Consider the following 21,210-nt stretch of genomic DNA (forward strand, 5'->3'; position numbering starts at 1 on the left):
AGTCAGCCGACACACCCACTGACCAGCACAAAAACAACCCCTCATCACTGACAAGCAAACCCGAACACCCCAGAGCCCTCTCCCCGAACCTCACAGCCATCACCTTGTCGTAGGGGAGGTCACGCACCAGGAGAGCAACCTCCCGTTCCCACACCTCCGGTGCGACGAAAGTGCGCGGGTCACGGTGCGGGGTCTGTGTCGTGATGGTCATCTGTCGACTCCTTCTCTCAGGACCGGCGGGCCTTTCGCTCGCTCTCTTTGTCCTAGGATTATTCTGCCCGGAGGGTGGCTCAATAAACCTAGGACTATAGAAATTCCGGGAAATTCCAGCACCCCCCACGAAGCGCGGAGCGCGGCAACTCGGAAGCCGCGTAGCGGCTTTGATTCATTCAGCGCGGTAGCGCTGAACCGCCGCGTAGCGGCGGCGCGACGTCTCTGCGGAGCAGCGCGCGCGCAAAGAGGAGAAATTCAGGCCAATAATTCGCTGCGCCCCTTTATTTGATCTCCTCGCATTCTTCTTCTTTGTACCTCAGTGTGCGGGTTTCAGGTGTTCTCTTTTGTGCATGTGATTCATTTCTGGGCTTTGCTATTTCTCTCGGAATGAGGGTTTCGGAGCCTGCTGCGCCGCGCCGAGCCCGCGCGGGGGTGTTCCGCTGCTCAAGGCGCGGTGGTTATAGGCCTAGGAATATAGTGTCTGCATGAGTTCCCCGGAGACTGCGCAGCGAGTTCCTGCCTATCGACAGTTGGCCAACCATCTGCGTGCAGCCATCGCCCGGGGCGAGTACGCCCCGGGCGATGTTCTGCCTCACCTGAGGGATTTGGCTGCCCAGTACGGAATGGCCAAGCAGACCGCTTCTCAAGCCATCACTGAACTGGAAGACGAAGGCCTGGTACAGGCCGTGCGTCGGCGTGGCACCGTGGTGCGCCCGGCGCCTTCCCCTGAGCCGCTCCCCATCGGGCGCAGGGCCTTTGAGGAGGGCTTGGTGCCGCTGCGCCCCGCAACGGTGGCGTACGTGCCTGCTCCGGGCGACGTAGCGGCCCGGATGGGGCTCTCGTTGGGCGAGGAGGTCTTCGTTCATGACCGTGTCCTGGGCACGCCGGAGGGTACTGCGCTGCGCTTGGCGACCCGCTATGTGCCGGCTTCGATTGCCCGCGCTGCGGGTCTGGACGATCCCGAGGCGCTGGACAGCATTCAGGCAGCTGTAGAGGCTGCTGGGCACGGGGCGCTGCGGCGCAGCGAGACGATTACGGCGCGCTCTGCGAGTGTGGTCGAGCGAGAGGTCCTGGCGCTGCCGCGGGGTGTGTGTCTGCAGCGCGTGCTGCATATTCTGGTCGATGCCACCGGTGATGTCCTGGAGCTTGTGGACTGGCGGTGGTCGGCCGAGGCTTTCGAGCTCACTCGGGCGCTGCGCAGCTGATTGAGTCGGTTCAGTTGCTGCGGCGTGCGCGGAACATGTTCGTCGCGATCGGGGGGCGGCCGTCGGTTCCTGGGTCGTTCACGGTGAGGGTTTCCGGGGTCTCGAAGCCGGCCTCTTCGAGGAGCCTGGTCCACACCGGGATGCCGAGGACCCAGCGGGCCAGGGTGCCTTTGGTCCCGTCCGGCTGGCGTACCGAGATGTTGGTGGGGCGGGCGTCGGTTTCTGCGGGGTGGCCGGTGTGGAAGTGCCCGAGCGTGGAAAAGACCAGCAGGCCATCGGGGGCAAGGGCGTTGCTGATGGCCGGCAGAAGAGTGTGGGGGTCCGTGAAGTCGATGGCCCCGAATACCGAGTAGCAGACGTTGAAGGCCCCGGGGCGTTGCTGCAGGTAAGTCGCGGCGTCCGCGTGGACCATTTCCAGCTTCGTGAGGCCGGCGTGGAGTTCCCGGGCCCGGCCGTGCTGAGCGGATGAGCTGTCGACCGCGGTGACCCGTGCGGGGGCTTGGGTCCGAACCAGGGCTGCAGCCTGCTTGCCGGCCCCGGATCCGAGCTCCACCACTGCACGGTTGGTCACGTCGCCAAGGAGCTCCAGGCCGTGCCCGGCACGCTGGTACCAGTCCCAGAAGAACGTCCGCGTGGGCCCGCTGCCGACGCTGTTCCGGCCGTAGCTCACCCATGCGTCACGAGCAGCGGAAGTCTTCATCTCTCCAGTGTTCCCTACTGACCGTGATCACTGCGGTGGGATCCCTCTACTGATGGGCGGAGGGTGCTGTGGCGTCACCAAGATCACCTGTAGCCATGGTTCGTCTCCCGATGCCCCCTCCTGGAATCTTTCAGTGCCACTTCAAGTTGAACTTGAAGTGGCACTGAAAGTCGATTACGGTGGGGCTGCACCAACCGCACGGGAGCAAGCCCCGCGGTATCGCGCCCCGGAAGGACCCTGAAATGGCCGTGACCACCCTCCCGATGCCCGTGTCTGAAGCGATCAACGCCCCCCTCAACCTTGGGAAGCTCGCCGCTGCAGCAACGGACCGAGGCTGGGGCGCCATGGTCGAACGGGCCGAGGAACGCGACGCATGGACGCTGGTCGTATCGGCACCGTCCGACTCCCGTACAGGCCGGTACACGTGGTGCAGGGGCAAATGGGCAACGGCCGGCCGCAGTTACCGGGACACCATGGCTTGGTACCGGTCCGCCACGGATGCCGCGCCCAGTGCGGTGGACGTTGCCCCGGCAGTCGATGCCGAGACGTCTGCACTCGCTGTACTGAATGACGCATCTCGCAAGATCACGGACGCAGTTGCCGAGGCTCGCAAAGCCGTGGAGGAGGCGGAGGGGTGCCACGCCGAGGCGTGCGCGGCGGGGGAAGCGGCCGAGACCGCGTGGACGACCAGCGAGGCGGAGGAATGGGCCGAGGCGGCCGAGCAAGCAGTCGAACGCGCACCCGAGTACGTCAAGCGGGCAAAGTCTGCATTGCGTCGGGTTCAGGCGCAGCGTCGCGCGATTCAGGCCGCGGTGCGCGCGGTCGAGGAGCTTGGCCTGGACGAGGGATTCCGGCGCATCGCTGTTGAGGCTGAGGAAACCGTGCGTGAGCTTCTGGGAGAGGCTGAGGAGGCGGCCGAGGAGGCGCAGAACTGGGCCGAGGCGGCGCGCGGGACGGCTGAGCTTGTCTGCCTCAGGTGTGGGTGCTTCGTCCGCGGTACGGCGTGCGGGTGCCGCGCGGCCATGCTTGCGACGCTCGACCGTGCGGGATCGACCGTGGCGCGTGTGGTTGACGCCGAGGCGGTGCGCATCGGTTATCTGCTGGACTCCGACGATGCCGCGCGGGTGGTCGCAGGACAGCTCATGTTGGCCGGTGGCTGGGAGGAGGCCGAGGAGGCGCTCGCTGAGGCGGAGGGACCGGCCGAGGCGGAGGAACGACGCACCTCGGTACGTGTTGCTGAGGCTGTAATCGAGACGCAGCGCGCGGCCGCGCGGCCGGCCGAGCGTGAAGCGGCACGGCGTGCGGCGGAGTGTGCCGAGGCGGCGGAGGCGGCGGCGGAGCACTCCGGACGGGCGGCGGAGGCATACGAGATCACGCGCGATTTGATGATGTACACGCTTAGTGCGTGGGCGGCGCGGCCGGTCGACCTGTTGCCTGAGGCGGAGGCTGCGGAGGCGCGTGCGTTGCTTGGGCGTATCGACCGCCGGTCGCGTGTGGCGCACGACGTCGACTGTGGGGCGCGGTGGGAGTGGTACGACGGTTCCCCGGTGACCGACCCGCAGCGCTCCCGCGACTGTGCCAACCGTGCGCGAGTGTTGGCGGTCGGGTGTGAGCGGGACGCGCGTCAGGTTGCCGAACTGTTCGCGTGGGCGGAGTACGCGGAGCGTGCCGAGGCGGAGGCGGCGGAGCGTGCCGAGGCTAAGGCCGGCGTCCCCCTCGCCCCTGCACCGGTAGCCACGGGGCCGCGGGTCGTGCCGGTTGCCGAGTGCGCCGCACGGGCGGAGGCGGAAGCGGCGCGGCTCGACCTGATCGCGCGGGAGCGGCACGCGTGGATGGTCGACATGAAAGCGCTCGTCCTGGACGTGCGCGAGGGCAACGTGCTGGGTGTCGATGTCGCGGACGCGCGGGGCTGGTCGGAGCGTGCTGCGTCGGTTGCAGCGTCCGCCGCCATGGACGCCGAGCGGGCGCGCTGGGAGGCGCAGCGCTGGGTGCAGGCTGCGGAGCGTGCGGTGGCGGACATGGAAGCGATGCGTACGCGCACTGCACGGCTGTTCTCTGGGGAGGGGGACGATCGGTCGCGGTGGGTGTCGGCGGACGGCCGTACGGTCATCGCTCTTGCGCTGTCCACCGAGGCGGACACCGTGATGGAGACGGACGCGCGGTTTGCTGGTGTGCTGGCCGGTGCGGTTGCTGCGAAGGATGCTGGACGGCTGTTGAAGTCGTCTGACATCCCCACCAAGGCCAAGCACGGGCGTGGCCCCGGGACGGAGTTCAAGCAAGCCGTTACCCGCGCGTCGCGTCCGCTGATACAGCCGTGGAAGGCTCCTCGTATCCCGGCGGAGGGTAAGCCGCTGGACGGCGCAGCACTCGCCGTGCTGGACGCCGATGGGGTATGCGCTGAGGTTGAGGCAGCGCCCGGTGTGTGGCTCCCGCGCGCGGCTGTCTACATCGCCGAGACGGCTGCGGCCAACGGGTGGGCTGTCGCAATGGAGCGGCAGGGGTCCAGCACCGTCATCGTGCGTGCGGCCGGAGTGCTTGCACGGGCTGGCGGACCGGTGGCCGGTGAAATCGTCGCGGTGTGGACGGATGGCATGTACGACGCTTGCCGGTCGGATGCGTGTGTGGGCGGCCGATGGCTGGGCAGCTCTGCGGAGTTGTCGCGGGTGCTGACCACGATCGGCCAGGTTGCGGAAGCCGTGGAGATCGCGACGGCTGGTATGCCCAAGGGAACCAGTGCGCCGGCGCCTGCAGGCGTGTCCGACCCTGGCAGCGCCGAGGAGTGGGAGAGCGATGGCGGTGCGGTTCCGGGTGTCGCCGTTCCCCGCCCGAAGGCGGCAGAGCCTGTCTCCGACGCGCCCGCAGCGCCGATGCGTGTCGACGTGCCTCGGTACCGGTTCGGGCGGTATGACGACCGGGGACGCTGCCCGGTGGCGGTCGATGGCGAGTTGGTCGGGCACGTCTACCGAATTCGCCGCACGTGGCATGCCATTGGTCTTTCCGAGAAGTACGCGACCAGTCACACCTGCCGCGGGGCAGCAGCAACCCGCGTTGTGGCGCTGATTGACATGCGCGCGGCTGTTGAAGCCGACGTGGCGCGCAAGATGCGGCGGCGCACCGAGGCGCCCCCGGGATGGCGCTGCACCACGTGGGACGCTGTCGGTCCGGGCGACATCGTCCGGACTCCGGTTCGGTGCCGGCCCGTACGGGGAGCGTCTTTGGCTGACGGTCCGCTGTATCCGGAATTGTGGGGCGCCCCGGTGACCTTGACTGGTGTCGACCATCTGTCCAACGGGTCCGTTGTGTCGCGCGGGAAGACGGACGGCGCGCCCGCGTGGTCCGGAATCGGTGTCCTCCTGCCCACGCCGGAGTTCGCTGAAGTTGGAATCCTGGTGCTGGCGGCGCCCCCGGCGGAGGCCCCGGCAGAGAGCCCGGCGGCGACCCCGGCGGAGAGCCCGGCGGAGGCGATCCGGGAGCGGGCACCGCCGCACAGTGGGCCGGCGTCCAGGCCGGGGGGGGAAGAAGAAGGGTGCTCTTCCCCTTCGGGGAAAGAGGTGTCGGCGTCTGCGTCGCGCTGACCCACGCCGCTGACCTGCGGGAACAGCGGTTAAGCGAATCCGACCTTGGCAACCTGTTAGGCAACCCGTTACGCAACTTGTTAGGCAACCTGTTAGGCAACCCGTTATGCAACCTGTTGAGCAACCGGCAGGCCCGCTAAGGCCTGTCCCGTAAATGATCTCCGAGCCACCGCGGGGTGGGTCATTGTGCGGCCCTTACCTATCCGACGAGGGCGCTCTGATCTGTTGGCGGCGGCTGCGCTCTGTGTTGAGCGGCGCCGCTGGCTAATCACCCGCTGCGAGTCGGTTGAGAACTTCCACCGGGGTGAAGCTCCAGCCGACGAGGCGCGGTCCGCTCCAGTTGATGCCGATCATGTATCCCTCTCGGGCAGCATCAGGCAGATCGCAATCGCGCCAGGCGTCCAGGGGCATGGACTCAACACGAAGCCCGTGCCCCCAGATCTTCGCCGCCCGCTGGGCGCGGGCCGTGGTCGACCAGTAGGGAAGACTTCGCGTGCCATCCGCGGAGAGGGGAGCCGGGCTTCCCTCGTCATCCCGGACAAACCAGACCACTCCGCTCTGGCGGGCCTCTCGGAAGAACGCTGCCGCTTGCGAACCACTCTGACTCATGCCACGGGAGCCTAACCTCGATCTTTCGTGACGGTCCGTCGGATTATCCGGCGGGCCGTTTCGGTGTCGTGGCTGGTTGCGGGTGCGGTGAGGGCCCGGCTGTCGCGTCGGGTGGGCGCCGGGTTCCACGATTTCCGGCGGGGTGACCAGGCTTGTTGGGGCGGGTGACGCTGCTGGTCAGCCGGGGTTCGGGAGAGCCGCAAGTCGCTGGACCGCGTTGGTGATCACGTCGGTCCAGGGCCAGTGACGGCCGAACCGAAGGTGCCGGCGGCGGGCGGTGGTGACAATCTGGGCGGCGGCGGAGAAACAGTCGCAGCCGCAAGCGGCGGGGCTCCCAGAGCCGGGGTTTGCCGGTCAGGGCGAGCATCGGAAGCCAGGCCAGCAGGTCGAGGGCGAGCTGGACGATCTCCAGCCAGATCTGGTTCTGCGCGGTGTCGTGCAGGGGCAGGTTCCGTAGACCGGTGGCCCGTGCGGCCCGTATGCGGTCCTCGGCCCTCGCGCGCTGACGGTGCCGCAGCTCGAGGTCGGTGATCTTCCCGTCTGCCGTGTTCGTGGCGAAGGCGGTGAGCCGCAGCCCGTCGGCGTCGGTGAAGCGCACCTGGGCGCCGGGATGGGGTCGTTCCTTGCGGACGATCAGCCGCATCCCCTTCGGCCAGCCCTTGAGGACGTCTCCGTCGAGCTCGGCGGTCCAGGCGCCGTCGCGTATCTCGCCGCCCGGTTCGACGGCGGGCGTCCAGGCAGAGGCGGGGACCTTCAGGACAGCCTGGTGAATCTGCTCGGTGATGGTCATCCCGACCGAGTACGACAGCCACCTCCCGCGCTGGGCGAGCCAGGCCACGAACTCGTGGGTGCCGCCTGCGGAGTCAGTGCGGATCAGTGTGGACCGGCCGCGCCTATGCCGCTGGGGAAGTTGGGCCAGGGCGAGCCGGGTGGCGGTGATGTGGTCGGCGGCGGTGTTGGAGCCCGCGTTCCCCGGCCGCAGCAGGGCGGCCACCGGCTCCCCGGTGCCGCCGCGTCCGTGATCGACGAAGCCCATCAGCGGATGGTGCCCGTAGGTCTTCTTCCAGGTGGCGGCGGCGTCCTGCTTCTCGGAGTGCGCCAGTACCAGCACGCCGTCCAGGTCCACGATCACGTGGCCGTCCCTATCCGGCGCCTCGTTCCGGGCCAGCTTCCATACGTACTCGCGGGCATCGGCCCGAGCGGTGCGGATCGCGTCCAGGGCCTTCGGCCCGGCAGCGGCGAGGTGGTCGACCAGACGGGAGACGGTCGGGTCCGAGGCCACCGGCCCGAACACGGCAGGCTCGGCCCGCAGCATGCCGACATCGGCCAGACACTCTCCGCCCAGCGCGACCGCGAGCGCCACATCCAGCAGGATCTTGCCCGGATCGTGCACCGTCCGAGGGCGCCGCCAGGGCACGAGCGCCGCCGATATCGCGGTATCCAGGCCGCTCTTGCGGGCGGTCTCGACCAGCAGCACACCCCCGGCCTGGGAGACCACCCCGTGACCGCCACTCTCGATACGGACACGCGGGTACGACGCGCTACGCTTCCTCACCTGGAGAGTGCCTCTCGTTGGGGCGGACAGGACCCTAGACAAGCCCTATCTCACCAGTTCAGAGGCACTCTCCGGTGATCTGACCGGCGGTTGGACATCAGCTCGCACGTGTCACAGGACCCAGGATCCAGGCAGTTCCAGCAAAGTGTCGCCGACGATCAGAAGCGGTCGCCGCGAATGCCACCGCGCATCGTCCGCCTGGCCGTGCAGCGGCACGGTAGCCAGTTGGAAGCGGGCATCCAGCGCGTCGAGCTCCGCCTGCCGCGCGGCCCGAATCCTGTCGGTGAACACGGGCCATGCCTCCGCCAGCCAGCCGCGGCAACGAAGCATGTTCGCGTACTCCCAGACGAGTTCGGAGTCGAAGCCCTCTTCGACATCCTGCACCAATGCCTCCCACGCCTCCATCATGGCGTTGAGCGTCACCATCCCGTACCGCGCCGCCAAACCTTGGCTTGCCCGATGCACCGACTCGTAGTCATCTGCGCTGAGCACCTCCATGTCCATGGGCACAGCCTGCCAGCTGTTCCACGCCGGATGGATGCGTCACTCAACAGGTGAAAGCACCGTGGCCAAGATGACGACCGGGCCGAGATGCAACAGCCCAGATCACAGGCAGTGGAAGCAACCAGCCAAGAGGCTGATCGAACAATCGTCATGAAAGCCCGAGGCTAAGGGCTGTCCCGTAAGCGGTGCACCTTCTGAGCAGCGGCCCGGCCTGACCTGACCGAGTGCAGGCTGTTGACCAGGAAGGGCGGGAGCTCAGCAGGAAGGCGCTGGCCAGGGAGTCCACGTCCCGTCTAGGTTCGGGCAATGGCCGAAGGATCTTCTCTCACTGCTCCGACACTCCTGTACATCGTCGGGCCGCCTGCTGTTGGCAAGGCGACCGTCGGTCACGAGATCGCCACGCGCACCGGGCTCCGCCTGTTCCACAACCACATGGCCATCGAGCCGGTTCTTCGCTTCTTCGACTTCGGCAGCCCGGCGTTCGGGCGCCTCGTTGACGGGTTCCGACAGAGCTTGATCGAAGAAGTCGCCGCGAGCGACTTGCCCGGCCTGATCTTCACCTACGTGTGGGCATTCGACCAGCCAGACGGTCAGCGAGCGTTGGAGCAGTACGCCCTTCCGTTCCGTGAGCGAGGCGGCCGAGTTCTCTACCTCGAGCTCAAGGCAAGCCAAGAGGCCAGGCTGCAGCGGGACACGGGCGCGTCCCGGCTCGCCGAGAAGCCATCCAAGCGCGACCTCGATGCGTCGCAGCGTCGGCTCCTGGATATGGACGAGAGGCACCGGCTCAACTCCACTACGGAGTTCCAGGACCGCACGGACTACCTGCGGATCGACAACACCCACCTCTCGCCAGAAGACGTTGCGAAGCAGGTCATCGAGCAATTCAATCTCGATGGCTAAGGCTTGTCCCGTAAATGATCTTTGAGTCGGTGGAGGCGTGGCTGCTCGGGCGACGGCGGCCGCTCCTATCCGGCGAGGTTGAGGTTGTGCAGGCGGGCGATGCCGAGCATCGCTTGGTGAACCCCATCCCCTTTGAGGCGGCAGTCGCGGAGGATCTTCCAGGTCTTCATACGGGCGAAGGTGTGCTCGACACGGGCGCGGACCTGTTTGTGGGACTTGTTGTGGGCCTGCTTCTACTGGGACAGCTCTTCGCCTTTGCGGCGGCGGTGAGGCATCACGAGTCCGGTGCCGGGATAGCCGCCGTCAGCGATCGTCATGGTCTTGCCGACGGCGGCTCTGGCGCCGGATTCCTCCCACGCCTTGCAGTCGTTGCGGTTGCCGGGAAGGGGCTTGCCGACCACGACGACCAGGCGGGTGTCGGCGTCGATGACCACCTGATGGTTGGTCGAGTACCGGTAATTCTTCGACTGCTCGGCGATGCTGTGGTCGCGGGTCGGCACCAGGGTCCCGTCCACGATCAGCACCGCGTCCTTCGCGAACCGCCTCCGTGGCTGCAGCGCAAGCTTCGGCCCGAGATGGTCGATCACCCGGTCGGCAGCCGACTTCGACACCCCGAACAGCGGCGCCAGTTGGCGCATTGTCAGGTTGGTGCGCCAGTAGGCCGCGACCAGCAGCACCCGGTCCTGCAACGACAGTTTCCACGGCCGGCCCCGCCCGGGCTCGTCCGTGCCCTCGCTTCGCAGTGCGGTCACCAACTTCCTGAAGCAGCGCGGACTCAGCCCGGTGAACGGGGCTATCCAGGAAGGTTCAGACGCCGTGATCACACCAGCCACGGCAAGATCATCGCATCGGCGAATGAGAGGTATGCAGGGCAGCCGCACGTGGCCGTAAAGTCGCCTCAGCCATGCATATCAAAGGGAGACACATGCTGGAGCAAGCGGAGGCCCTGCATCTCGCGGTTTCGTTCCTGGAGCGCAGCCAGCGCGACAACGAGCCGCCCCTTGCCGTCGATACAGAACGTGTCCGGGAGAGCAACGGGCTCTTGATCGCCCCCTACAACTCCGTTCAGTACCTCTCCTCACGTGATGTGCGACAGCAGCTGCTGGACTGCTGGCCCATCCTGGTTGACCTCGACAGCGGCGATGTGCGGTTTGGGACCCTCGACGAGCGTCATCTCTGGAGGAACCCACGCACCTGAGCGCAGCTTTCCCACACGCCTGACCCACTTGCGGGACAGCCTTTAAGTGATCACGATGTGCGATGATCACGGCCGTGGCTGGTGTGATCACCGCGTCTGAACCGTCCTGGATAGCCCCGTTCACCGGGCTGAGCCCGCGCTGCTTCGGGAAGTTGGTGACCGCACTGCGAAGCGAGGGCGCGGACGAGCCCGGGCGGGGCCGGCCGTGGAAACTGTCGTTGCAGGACCGGGTGCTGCTGGTCGCGGCCTACTGGCGCACCAACCTGACAATGCGCCAACTGGCGCCGCTGTTCGGGGTGTCGAAGTCGGCTGCCGACCGGGTGATCGACCATCTCGGGCCGAAGCTTGCGCTGCAGCCACGGAAACGGTTCGCGAAGGACGCGGTGCTGATCGTGGACGGGACCCTGGTGCCGACCCGCGACCACAGCATCGCCGAGCAGTCGAAGAATTACCGGTACTCGACCAACCATCAGGTGGTCATCGACGCCGACACCCGCCTGGTCGTCGTGGTCGGCAAGCCCCTTCCCGGCAACCGCAACGACTGCAAGGCGTGGGAGGAATCCGGCGCCAGAGCCGCCGTCGGCAAGACCATGACGATCGCTGACGGCGGCTATCCCGGCACCGGACTCGTGATGCCTCACCGCCGCCGCAAAGGCGAAGAGCTGTCCCAGTAGAAGCAGGCCCACAACAAGTCCCACAAACAGGTCCGCGCCCGTGTCGAGCACACCTTCGCCCGTATGAAGACCTGGAAGATCCTCCGCGACTGCCGCCTCAAAGGGGATGGGGTTCACCAAGCGATGCTCGGCATCGCCCGCCTGCACAACCTCAACCTCGCCGGATAGGAGCGGCCGCCGTCGCCCGCGGAGCCACGCCTCCACCGACTCAAAGATCATTTACGGGACAGCCCTTAGCGTTCCCCGTTAATCATTTCGTTAGCAGTTCTTACGGAACGGTGGCGACGACGGGTCCGTGGTCTGGTGGGAGGTCCAGCAGCATGGAGTGGAAGAGCGGCGCGTTCGGGATGCGTGGGCGTAGGTCGCCCAGTGTCTGCCAGCCCCATGATTCGTACAGTGCCCGGACCTTGGGATGGTCCTTCAGGACCAGGAGCGTGGCGCGTTTCTCGGGCCGGACGGCGAGCAGCTCGTCGTGGAGCCGGCGGGCGGTGCCGGTTTTGCGCCAGGGTGTGCGGACCATCAGCTCGCTGAGTGCGTAGGTGCGTGTGCCGGTCTCGGTGATGGTGCCGGCGGGTACGTCGGTGAGCAGTCCGCCCCACCAGCGGCTGGCGGGATACAGCGGAGCTCCGTAGGCGTAGCCGACGGGCTGTCCGTGGTCGTAGCCGACGATGCAGGTCCAGTCGGGGTCGGTCATCCAGCTGTGGAGTCCTTCGGCGAACCGGTCGACGGCGCAGAACGGGTCGGTCTGCGCTTCCTTCGCGTACACCTCGGCGTATACGTCCAGCAGGAGCGTGCGCAGCTGGGCGGTGCGGTGGTGGGTGGTGTAGTGGCGGAGTTCTATGTCAGCGGTCACTGCGGGGGGTTCTCCTATGCGGCGGCGAGGGTGCGGTGGACGGTGGTGAGCCGGCTGGTGATGGCGCGGCTGCCGATGTGCGTGGCGTCGATGGTGGTTGCGGTGGTTCGGGCGCCTGCGGTGTTTCCCTGGGCAAGTTGGAGTTCGGCGAGCTGGACTCCGTAGTACGCGCGGCTGCGGCGCAGGCGGGGTTCAAGGAGGGTGAGGGCCTGGGTGGTGGCGGTCTCGGCCTCGGCGAGGCGTCCCATTGCCTGGTGGGTGATGGCGGCGAGTCCGCTGATCTCTGCGGCGGTGAGGAAGTTCAGCCAGCGCGGAGCGGGGTCGGTGGAGTTGACGCGGTCGTAAGCGGCCTGGGCGGCGAGCAGAGCGCGGGCTGCTGCCGGGCGGTTGCCGGCGCGGGCGTGGCTGATGGCCAGGCGGGATTGGAGCAGGGCGGCGTAGCGGGGGTCTTGGCGGGCTTCGCGGCTGGTGAGGGCGGTCTGGCTGATGCGCAGGGCTTCGCGGTCGTGTCCGCCGCGGCGGGCGTGGATGGCGAGGTCGGACCAGGCCCGTGCCTGGGCCTGGTGGCTGGTGCCGAGGATGGCCCTCTGCAGTGCGGTGGTACGCCACAGGTGTGCTGCGTCCAGGTCGCCGGCGTCGTCGGCGGCCCATCCGGCCGAGCTGCACAGTGATGCGATCGCGGTGTGGAGTGCCTGCTCGACACGGGGCCCGTAGGTGCAGCGGTCGGCCGCGGTGGTCAGGCGGTCGAGGTAGGCGGTGGCGACGGTCAGGAGGGGTTGGCCTCCGATGGCGCTGAAGTGGGCATCGAGGCGGTCGATCCGCTCGCGGGCGCGGTCGACGTCGCTCATCGACAGACGGCCGTTGACGGGGGTTTCGTCGATGTTGAGGGCAAGGGCGACCGTCGCGGCGGCGGTCGCGGTGATGAAGCGGCGGCGGCGCACGGGCGCCTCCTTCGTCGGTGCGGGAGACCGCGGCGGGGCCAGCAGGTTCGCGCTGTTCCTGCCTCTCGGGATGAAGCCAAGTGCTTGCGCCGGGCGGTCGAAGAGCTGTTCCAGGGCGTGAAGGTAGCGGGTCCAGGGCCATCGGACCTCGCCGCTGACCCAGCGTCTGACGTGCCGGTCGGTGCACTTGCGGGGGTGGGACTCTCCGAAGATCCGGCCGGTGATCCGGTTGATCTCGTCGGCCAGGCCCTGGTGCGTGAAGCCGTACTCGGCCATCGCGGCTTCGAGTTGAGTGTTTCGCTGTCTGTCCATCGGTTCCCCCACAGGTTTCCGGTCGCGGCACAGACGGTAGTCCTGCCGCTCTTCTGCCTTGGTAAAACTGTCCGGTCCCTGTTCTGGAGATGCCCGCTTTCTGGCCTGAGCCCACCCGAACGAGTCGCGCTTATCTGGGAGTACGCCGACAACCGGAGAGGCCCCCATGCCGAACTCGTCCCGCCACACCACCGCCCGGCCCTTACCTGCCCGGGTGCGCAGGAAGATCGCAGCACTCCGTGCCCCGGCAGTGGACGGGGCCCCCGTCGCGCCGGTGACCGCGGTGGCGCTGTACGCCGTGGTCCCGGTACCGGGCACGGAGCACCTGGTGACGGCACCCTTGGCCGCGCACGCGCAGGCGCAGGGCTGGGACGTTCCGGCCGGCTGCGCGGTGACCGACACCGGGCCGCTCGACCAGGACACGGAGCTGCGGCCGGGCTGGGCACGGATCCGCGCAGCGGTGGAGAGCGGCCGGGTCGCCGGGATCGTCGTCCCCGCGTTCGCGCACATCGCCTACCGCTGGCACGACTGGAACACGCAACGGTCCTGGCTGCTGGACCGCGGGCTGTTCGTCATCGCCACCGACCCGACCAACTTGGTCACGGGCCTGGAACCAGAGGAGCCACGGTCATGAACACGGTGCTGTACGACCCCGAGGCGCTCCTGGCCGAGGAGCTGCCGCTCGACCGCGCGCCCATGATGGCGCTGGTCGATGCAATGCTGGCACGGAAGGACGCGAGCGGTCTGCGGGCGGGCGACTGCGCGCAGATCGCCCTGCTCCTCACCGGGCACGCCCGAATCGTCGCCGCCGAAGTCAGCCAGCACGTCCAGGCCCTGCCGGCTGACAGTGAGCTGCGGCCGGTGGCCGAGCAGGTCCTCCAGGAGGCGGAGCGCCGCCTGTCGGTGACCTCCCAGACCACCCTCGCGCACGCCCAGCAACGGGCCCGGCTGGTACGGGCGCTGTACCGATCACTGGACCAGCTCCTAAAGGCGCGGCCGGTTCCGTCCTCCTGACGTCTGCGGGGCGCTGACCCGATTGCTGACCCGCCGCCCGCCGGGCCGGTCCAGCTGCTGCTGGTGCAGCCCTGTGGCGGGGCCCGGAGCGGGTGCCCGGTGGCCGCCGGCCCGGCCCGGGAACGGGCGGTGCGCGGCGTCATCGGGTGATGAGTGAGTGTCTGGAAAGACGGGACACCGGCGCTAGTGCTCTGACCGGAAAGGTTTGCCGGGTCTGGGCAGAGAAACTCCGTACGGACTCCTCTGCTGGCGGATAGCGTCATGTTCACGGTGAAGGGGGATCCGTGATCATGGCAGAGCGTGTGGTTCCGCCTCGCGTGGTGGCTGCGAAGCGTGTCGCTTCCGAGGCGGGTTTCAAGAAGAGTTGCATCCCTGAGGTGGGCAGGTTGCTCAGGCTGGCCGCTGCTGCGAAACCTCACGGAGTCATTGCGGAGCCCGTGGGGCTGATCGCCGGCATCGCGTTCACCGAGCGGCTCAATTGAGCCGCTGGCCGATGGGATCGAGACACTTTGGCCTCTCCTGTGTGGAACCGTTGTGCAGTCGCAGACTCTCTGGTCGGTGAACTGGAGAATCCTGGTCGGATGAGCCCGGGGCTGCCGGGCCGAGGCGTGGGATGGCGTAGGGGGACGGATGAAGCAAGTGGTGGAGCTGCCGGTTGACGCCAAGGATGGGCAGCGGCAGACGGTTCAGGTTCAGATCGAGCAGGTCGGGGAGGGTCTGGCCGACGTGTCGCGCTCCGGGAGGTTAGCGGCGCGTGCCACGCGTTCACTCGGGGACATGCTGGCCGGCATCAGGCCGGTGGCCGAGAGTTTCCTCGAGGGGTTTGTCGGCATGGAGCAGGCACCGGACGAGATCGGTCTTGAGTTCGGGCTGTCGCTGACCGCCCAGGCCGATGTCGTGGTGTCGAGCACTGCGGCGGCGGCCAACTTCAAGGTGACGCTCAACTGGAAGAAACCTGCGGAGAATGGCCCTGATTCCGAGCCGTCCGGCGGGGACGCATGAGGCCGGCGGGCGAAGCCGGCGGTATTTCCTTCCCGAACACGGCCATCCTGCGGATCCTCAGGTTCCCACCGGAACCTGATATCGCGACCGGTCCGCTCGGCGTGGGATTCCTGGTCGACGACCGCCATGCGATCACCTGCGCGCATGTCGTTGCCGCAGCGCTCGGCCTGGACAGAAGTGAGCCTCCAGAGGGTGCGCGCCTGCACGTGGACCTGCCGCTGCTGTCCGGACCGGGCGATCGTGCTGTGACGGTCACGGCCAGCGTCGTGCGGTGGGGTCCCTCGCAGGCCGCGGGCGGCAGCGGCTTGGACGTCGCGGTGCTGCGGCTGGACAGGGCGGTACCCGGTGCCGGGCCGGTACGGTTAGTCGACATCGAGCCGGAGAACCTGCGAGGGTACGCCACCGAGATCGTCGGTTTTCCCGAGGGCCGTGGTCAGGGCGTCTGGCACGAGGGTGTCCTGCGCGGGCCACAGGCCGACGGTCATATCCAGGTCGACCGGGTCGGAGCCGGCTATCGCGTGTCCCGGGGCTTCAGCGGCAGCCCTGTATGGTCCCGGGATCTCGGCGCTGTGGTCGGGATGACGGTCAAGGCTGAACTCGGCGAACCGGCAGCCGGGTTCATGATCCCTGTCGATCAGCTGATCGCTTCCTGGCCCCCGTTAGGAGCCCTGGCACGTCCGCCCTCGCCGTTTCGCAGCCTTGAACCGTTCGAAGAGGCGCACGCCACCACGTTCTTCGGCCGGAAAGCCGACAGCGACCGGCTCGCGCGGGTTGTGGGCGAACAGCGGTGGACCACCCTGGTGGGCCCCTCGGGCTGCGGCAAGTCCTCGCTCGCGATGGCGGGAGTGGCCCCGCAGCGCCGCGCCGAAGGGGACACGGTAGCGATCCTCCGCCCCGCCCATTACTCCACCGCCCTCAGGGGCCTGGCCTCTGTACTGCTGGACCTGCTGGAGCGCGACTGCGCCGAGGCGGAGAAGTTCGCGCGGATCTCCGCGGTGGCGGACGAGATCGTCAGCCGCGGGATCCGCGAGGTCGCCGCACGCGTCCTGCGCGTGCAACGCGCAACGCGGCTGCTGATCGTCGTCGACCAGTTCGAGGAACTCCTCGACGAGGAGATTTTCGATTCTGATGACATCGACGCCCTGGCCGACGTCCTCGGCCCGAAGTCACCGCCGACGGTTTCCGTGCTGGCTGTCCTGCGCACGGACTTCCTAGGTCCCGTCCTGGCCCATCCCCGCCTCGGTCTGCTCGCCAAAAAGCGGATCGAGGCCCTGGAGCCGATGCGCCAGGAGCAGTTGCGGGACATCGTCACCAAGCCCATCGATGGCCTACCTGCCGTCGCCTACGAAGACGCACTCGTCAACCGCATCCTGGCCGACGTCGGCAACGCGCCGGGAATCCTGCCCCTCCTCAGCTTCACCCTCGCCCAGCTCTGGGACGGTCAGCGCGGCGGACACCTCACCCACGACGCCTACGACGCACTCGGAGGAGTGAGAGGCGCCCTGGGCAAGCACGCCAACAGGATCTGGGAGCAGTACGTCGGCGAGGTGAACGCCGGCAACGACGAGGGCGGGAACGAAGACGCGGACGGGGAAGACGAGGGGGACGCGGAAGACAAGCACGCAGAGAGACTGCTGACCCGGCTCGTGCGCACTCCCATCGGGACAGATACGCCAGTCCGGCGCCTCGTTTCACGGGCGGAGCTGAGCGACCGGGAGTGGCGGATCGCCCAGCGCCTGGCCGGTGCTCGGATCCTGGTCATCAACCCAAGTCAGAGCCACGAGGATCCAGGTTCGGAAGGTCCCGAGCACTCCGAGCCCACTGGCGAGTCGTCTGCCTTGGAGACGATCGAGCTGGCCCATGAGGCGCTCATATCCAGTTGGGACAGGCTCAGTTCGCGCGTCAGGGAGGACCGCGTCTTCCTGGACTGGCGCGAGAACCTTCAGTTAGACATGGCCCGTTGGGACGGGGCCGGACAGACCAAGGAACTCCTGCCGACCGCCACCGCCCTGGACGCCGCGAAGCGGTGGCTTCCGGCACGCAGCGGTGAACTGGGTGACGCGCAGCGGGAGTACGTCCGGCGGGGGCGTGCCCACCGTCGGTACCTCACGCGTCGGCGCCGCATGGTGACTGCCTTATTCGGCGTCCTGCTGCTGGCGGTCAGCGTCGCCGCTGGTGTCGCGTTCGACCAGCGGCAGACCGTCGTCCACCAGCGTGACAGGGCCACCTCCGCGCAGGTCGCTGGCCTGGCCCAGTCGCTGGGCGGCACCAACCCGGGGCTCGCCCGGCGGCTGGCCGTGGCGGCCGCCCGCCTCGGCGACACTCCCGAGGCGTGGTCGGGGCTCCTCGCTGTGCGTAACCAGCTTGAGAAACGGGCCGTCAAACTGCCCGAGTTCGACGTGACGACCTCCGCCCTTGACGATGGCGGCCGAATCCTCGTTGCCGGGGGCAGGACACACGTCGGCACCTGGAACGTGGACACCGGCAAGCAGCTCGGCTCGTACCGGACGGCCGAGAGGGTACGGAACGTGCGTCTGTCCGGCGACGGCACGACGGTGGCCGTGAGCACCGACGACGAGACCACCGTCGTTCTGGAGACCCGCGGACTCCAGCGACGCGGGCGCCCCTACCCGACCGGACCCGCCGTCTTCTCCCTTAGTCCCAAGGGCACTTTCCTGGTCGCCGACGTGGGAGGCAAGGACGGCAACTACGTTGCCACGGTCTGGAACACCCATACCGGAAAGGCCCTTTTCCAGCGCACCGGCGGCATGCCGTTCGACCCCTCCTTCTCCGCGGACGAAGGGCGGCTGTCATTGACGAGCGCCCAGGACACCGGAGCGACCGTCATCTGGGTCAACCTCAGGACCGGGAAGAACCTCCCCGTGCCGGACTTCGACATCAAGCACACGGACTTCCCCGGCGCGATGGCATTCAGTCCGGACGGCAGCCATACTGCCGTGTTGACCGAGAAAGGCCTGCGCGTGTCCGAGCTGTCCGACGGCGGAAAGGTCAGCTACCAAGACTTCCAGCAGGTGCCGGAGGAGAATGCGGACCAGGACACGTACGGCGGCGACGTGCATTTCAGCCACGACGGAAAGCTCGTCTCCGTCGGCTTCACTCTCTGGGACGCGACGTACTCCCAGGGCATCGCACCCCTCTTCACCTACCCCACAGCCATCAGCTTCTGCGACCCCGGCACGTTCCGGTTCTCCTCTGACGACACCGAACTTCGGTGCGTGGGCGACGACGGGACGTTCCGTTCCGTTGATATTTCCCGTATAACCTCGTACGGCGCCGAGCCTTCAATCTCAACCTCGGGGGCGGTGGCAAGCGAGGACGGGTCGACCGTCGCCGTCCATGGATCCGGCGACGGCAGGATACAGATCTGGTCCACCGCGCCTCTGAACAAGCGGACGGAAATCGCGCTCGCGCAAGCAGGCAAAATGCTGCTCAGCCCGAACGGCGGGCTGCTGGCAGTCTCCCGCGGGCTGGACAAGGTCGAGATCTGGGACACGAACAAGCGCACCAGGCTCGGCATCCTGCCCGGCAGTCTGGGCGGTTTCACGAAGACCGTCGCGTTCTCACCGGACGGCACAACGTACGTCACCTACGAGAGGGTCGGGAACGCGGGGGCGAAGGGTTACACCAACTCGCTGAGGTTCTACGACCTGAGAACCATGAAGCTGATCCGGAAGAAGACCTTCACCCTCAGAACCGCGCAGATCGACTTCTCCACAATGGTGACGTTCCGGCCGGACGGGAAAGCCGTGACGGTCAGCCCCCTCCTGGGCACGGTGGCGGTCCCCTCCGGCAAGGTGCTCGTCCCCGGCACTGCGGGACTGCACCTCGACGGCTACGGCCCCGACGGAACCACGGCCTACACCAACCCGGACAGCGTAGACAACAACCTGACATTCCTCGACCCGCAGACCCTCCGCCGCCAGGGACAGCCTCTCGATCTCGGAGCCCCCGCCTCGTTCGAAGTCCCCACGGCCCACTCCTCGGACGGCCACCTGATCGCCGTCGTCCACGAGAACTCGACGACCGCGGACCAGGAGCCACCCGGGGCCGACGAGGTCAAACTCTGGGACCTGCGCGCCCGTCGCCAGGTGGGCCCCTCCCTCACCAGCGCCACGGGGGACATCGCACTGACAACCTTCACCGCTGACAGCTCCGCCCTTGTCACCTTGGACAGCCAAGGGTTCCGTACTCATCCCGTCGCTCCGTCCAGGCTCGTTCACGAGCTGTGCGCCATGTCGGGCGGCGGTCTGACCAAGAAGGAGTGGAAGGAGCACATCCCCGATGTGCCCTACCGCAAGACCTGCTGATGGTCAGGGAGCTCGCTAGTGCTCTGACCGGGAAGGTTTGGGCGTCCGCCCCAGCGGAGGCCCCTCTCGCTGCGGAATGCCGAACCTGTCGGGGACGGTTTCGCCTTCTTCATGCGCCTGACACCCAACGGTGACGACGATGTGTGTCACCTGCAAATGGAAATCGATCCGATCGACGCCACCGAACTTCGCGGCATGTTTGATGTATTGCACGCGTCCTTGACGCTCTGACCATAGATTCACCCGTCTGGTCAGGCTGCAGCTTCAAGAGGGCGTCCGCCCCAACGGATGCCCTTCTCGCTGCGGATGCGGGCCCGTTCCTTACGTTCGGCGGCCAGAACATCGCGGTGGCGGGCGTTGGCGTTGCGCCACCGCAGGTAGGCGTGCAGGGCCCGGGTCTGCACGGTGTGGTTGGGGTGGTTGGAGTTGGCGATGGTGAACTGCCTCAGCGGTCCGAAGTGCGCCTCGATCGGGTTCGCCCAAGACGCGTAGGTCGGAGTGAAGCACAGCTCGACCTTGTGCTTCTTCGCCCAGCGTCGGATGTCGTCGCCTTTGTGGGCGGACAGATTGTCCAGAACCACGTAGATTGGGGCGCCGTCAGGCCGGGCGGCGCGGATCGACTTCAGTGCGGCCAGCGTGTTGGCGGCGCCTTTCTTGCACCGGTTGATGCCCCACAGGGTGTCATCGCCGATGGAGTAGCAACCGTGGAAGTACCGCACACCGTGGGTTCGGTGGTAGTTGGCCGGCAGCCGGTCGGGGTGTTTCCGCTGAGCCCAGCAGCTGCCACCGGTGGGCCGGATCCCGAGCGGGCCGAACTCGTCGAACGCGAAGACCCGGTCCGGGAAGCGGCCCACGACCTCCTCAATCCGATCCAGCTTCGCATCGCGCTCGGAGTCCGGGGACTCCTTCCACGTCTTGGTCCGCTGGAAGGTGACACCGCGGCGGGCCAGCAGGCACCGTAACGCCTCACGGCCGATCCGGATTACGCGGCCGTGCACATTCCGCAGGTAGGCGGCGAGTTTGCGGATGGACCAGCGGGTGAAGGGCTGGCCGAGTTTGGTCGGGCGGGTGGTGGCCGTCTGGATGACGAAGTCCTCATCGTCAGGGCTGAGCAGGAGGGGACGGCCTCCCGCCCACTGAGGGTCCAGGCAGGCCAGGCCGATCTCGTTGAACCGGTGGATCACGTCGCGGACGGTGTCCTCGTCGGCCTGGACCAGCTTCGCGATCACCGGGACCCGGTTCCCGCCTGCCGAGGCCAGCATCATCGCGCGCCGGTAGCGCACCGAACTGGTGCTGCCCCGGCGCACGATCTGCTGCAGCTTCTGCCCCTCCTGGTCGGTCAACCTGCGCACACGGACAGGCTCAGCCACCACACCCCCAGCCATCGGATCGGACGTCACCGCACATCCAACCGCCACGACTCCCAACCCGGCGAACCAATGCGGTCACGGCACTAGAGGCCCAGGCCCTCTGCAAGGGGCGGTAATCGACGGAACAGGCTCCGGCCTGGGGGGGCGCCGCAAGCGGGTTCCCCAGCCCCCGTGGGACCCCCCCCCCCCCCCCCCCCCCCCCCCCCCCCCCTGCGTTTTTTTTTGGGGTTTATCCGCCCACCCCCCCTCCTCCCCTC

14 protein-coding genes and 5 pseudogenes are annotated in these 21,210 nt (G+C 67.7%); 10 read left to right on the forward strand and 9 right to left on the reverse strand.

Translation table 11 applies throughout. From position 1 onward, the window contains the following. Positions 1 to 211 (reverse strand): annotated as a pseudogene (locus tag ACFV8T_RS42420) (hypothetical protein); the annotation flags it as partial. Positions 212 to 698: 487 nt separating this feature from the next. Between ACFV8T_RS42420 and ACFV8T_RS42425 the strand changes: the two are divergent. Then, positions 699 to 1,418 (forward strand): GntR family transcriptional regulator, encoded by a 720-nt coding sequence (locus ACFV8T_RS42425; RefSeq protein WP_385338445.1) that lies wholly within the window; start codon positions 699 to 701, stop codon positions 1,416 to 1,418. 10 nt (positions 1,419 to 1,428) lie between these two features. Here ACFV8T_RS42425 and ACFV8T_RS42430 read toward each other — a convergent pair whose 3' ends face one another. Continuing rightward, the gene (locus ACFV8T_RS42430) at positions 1,429 to 2,118 is read right to left on the reverse strand and encodes a class I SAM-dependent methyltransferase (RefSeq protein ID WP_385338447.1); all 690 of its coding nucleotides are present in this window, start codon (positions 2,116 to 2,118) and stop codon (positions 1,429 to 1,431) included. 242 nt (positions 2,119 to 2,360) lie between these two features. Between ACFV8T_RS42430 and ACFV8T_RS42435 the strand changes: the two genes are divergently transcribed. Beyond that, complete coding sequence (locus ACFV8T_RS42435; protein ID WP_385338450.1) at positions 2,361 to 5,693, forward strand: hypothetical protein; 3,333 nt, start codon at positions 2,361 to 2,363, stop codon at positions 5,691 to 5,693. Positions 5,694 to 5,957: 264 nt separating this feature from the next. Here ACFV8T_RS42435 and ACFV8T_RS42440 read toward each other — a convergent pair whose 3' ends face one another. The 3 genes and pseudogenes from ACFV8T_RS42440 to ACFV8T_RS42450 all read right to left on the reverse strand — a co-directional run bounded on the left by ACFV8T_RS42440 (position 5,958) and on the right by ACFV8T_RS42450 (position 8,361). Continuing rightward, entirely contained in the window at positions 5,958 to 6,302 is a 345-nt protein-coding gene (locus ACFV8T_RS42440; protein WP_317863918.1) for a DUF2750 domain-containing protein, read from the reverse strand. 177 nt (positions 6,303 to 6,479) lie between these two features. Next, a pseudogene (locus ACFV8T_RS42445) lies at positions 6,480 to 7,857 on the reverse strand (IS1380 family transposase). 111 nt (positions 7,858 to 7,968) lie between these two features. Continuing rightward, positions 7,969 to 8,361, reverse strand: coding sequence for a hypothetical protein (locus tag ACFV8T_RS42450; RefSeq protein ID WP_351266638.1), 393 nt, complete (start codon positions 8,359 to 8,361; stop codon positions 7,969 to 7,971). Between the two features lie 306 nt (positions 8,362 to 8,667). Between ACFV8T_RS42450 and ACFV8T_RS42455 the strand changes: the two genes are divergently transcribed. Further along, positions 8,668 to 9,261: a hypothetical protein gene (locus tag ACFV8T_RS42455; RefSeq protein ID WP_385338453.1), complete on the forward strand. Its 594-nt coding sequence runs from the start codon at positions 8,668 to 8,670 to the stop codon at positions 9,259 to 9,261. Between the two features lie 65 nt (positions 9,262 to 9,326). Here the strand turns inward: ACFV8T_RS42455 and ACFV8T_RS42460 are convergent. Continuing rightward, positions 9,327 to 10,094: pseudogene (locus ACFV8T_RS42460) on the reverse strand (transposase). 92 nt (positions 10,095 to 10,186) lie between these two features. Here ACFV8T_RS42460 and ACFV8T_RS42465 point away from each other — a divergent pair. Together ACFV8T_RS42465 and ACFV8T_RS42470 are read left to right on the forward strand one after the other, a co-directional pair. Continuing rightward, positions 10,187 to 10,459 carry a YrhB domain-containing protein gene (locus ACFV8T_RS42465; protein ID WP_385338455.1) on the forward strand — a complete coding sequence of 91 codons (273 nt, stop codon included), beginning with the start codon at positions 10,187 to 10,189 and terminating at the stop codon, positions 10,457 to 10,459. 74 nt (positions 10,460 to 10,533) lie between these two features. After that, a pseudogene (locus ACFV8T_RS42470) lies at positions 10,534 to 11,301 on the forward strand (transposase). A 100-nt stretch (positions 11,302 to 11,401) separates the two neighbouring features. On the opposite strand, the gene ACFV8T_RS42475 reads toward ACFV8T_RS42470, so the two are convergent. Together ACFV8T_RS42475 and ACFV8T_RS42480 are read right to left on the reverse strand one after the other, a co-directional pair. Then, a complete protein-coding gene (locus ACFV8T_RS42475; RefSeq protein ID WP_385338458.1) occupies positions 11,402 to 11,986 on the reverse strand; it encodes a GNAT family N-acetyltransferase in 585 nt (194 codons plus the stop codon). Positions 11,987 to 12,000: 14 nt separating this feature from the next. Further along, positions 12,001 to 13,239 carry a hypothetical protein gene (locus tag ACFV8T_RS42480; RefSeq protein ID WP_385338461.1) on the reverse strand — a complete coding sequence of 413 codons (1,239 nt, stop codon included), beginning with the start codon at positions 13,237 to 13,239 and terminating at the stop codon, positions 12,001 to 12,003. A 166-nt stretch (positions 13,240 to 13,405) separates the two neighbouring features. Here ACFV8T_RS42480 and ACFV8T_RS42485 point away from each other — a divergent pair, with 166 nt between their 5' ends. The 5 genes and pseudogenes from ACFV8T_RS42485 (at position 13,406) to ACFV8T_RS42505 (ending at position 19,583) form a co-directional block, all read left to right on the forward strand. Further along, on the forward strand, positions 13,406 to 13,873 hold the full coding sequence (locus ACFV8T_RS42485; protein ID WP_385338464.1) for a hypothetical protein: 468 nt from the start codon (positions 13,406 to 13,408) through the stop codon (positions 13,871 to 13,873). Further along, the gene (locus ACFV8T_RS42490) at positions 13,870 to 14,253 is read left to right on the forward strand and encodes a DUF6415 family natural product biosynthesis protein (RefSeq protein ID WP_385338467.1); all 384 of its coding nucleotides are present in this window, start codon (positions 13,870 to 13,872) and stop codon (positions 14,251 to 14,253) included. The genes ACFV8T_RS42485 and ACFV8T_RS42490 overlap by 4 nt, the downstream gene beginning before the upstream one ends. A 284-nt stretch (positions 14,254 to 14,537) precedes the next feature. Continuing rightward, a pseudogene (locus ACFV8T_RS42495) lies at positions 14,538 to 14,687 on the forward strand (transferase); the annotation flags it as partial. A gap of 196 nt (positions 14,688 to 14,883) precedes the next feature. Continuing rightward, the gene (locus ACFV8T_RS42500; RefSeq protein WP_385338470.1) at positions 14,884 to 15,255 is read left to right on the forward strand and encodes a CU044_2847 family protein; all 372 of its coding nucleotides are present in this window, start codon (positions 14,884 to 14,886) and stop codon (positions 15,253 to 15,255) included. Next, entirely contained in the window at positions 15,252 to 19,583 is a 4,332-nt protein-coding gene (locus ACFV8T_RS42505; protein ID WP_385338472.1) for a trypsin-like peptidase domain-containing protein, read from the forward strand. Before ACFV8T_RS42500 ends, ACFV8T_RS42505 begins: the two co-directional genes overlap by 4 nt. A 251-nt stretch (positions 19,584 to 19,834) precedes the next feature. On the opposite strand, the gene ACFV8T_RS42510 is transcribed toward ACFV8T_RS42505, so the two are convergent. Next, positions 19,835 to 20,953: an IS630 family transposase gene (locus tag ACFV8T_RS42510; protein WP_385338474.1), complete on the reverse strand. Its 1,119-nt coding sequence runs from the start codon at positions 20,951 to 20,953 to the stop codon at positions 19,835 to 19,837. Between the last annotated feature and the right edge of the window lie 257 nt (positions 20,954 to 21,210).

The organism is Streptomyces sp. NPDC059832 (assembly GCF_042731715.1).
GTDB lineage: Bacteria > Actinomycetota > Actinomycetes > Streptomycetales > Streptomycetaceae > Streptomyces.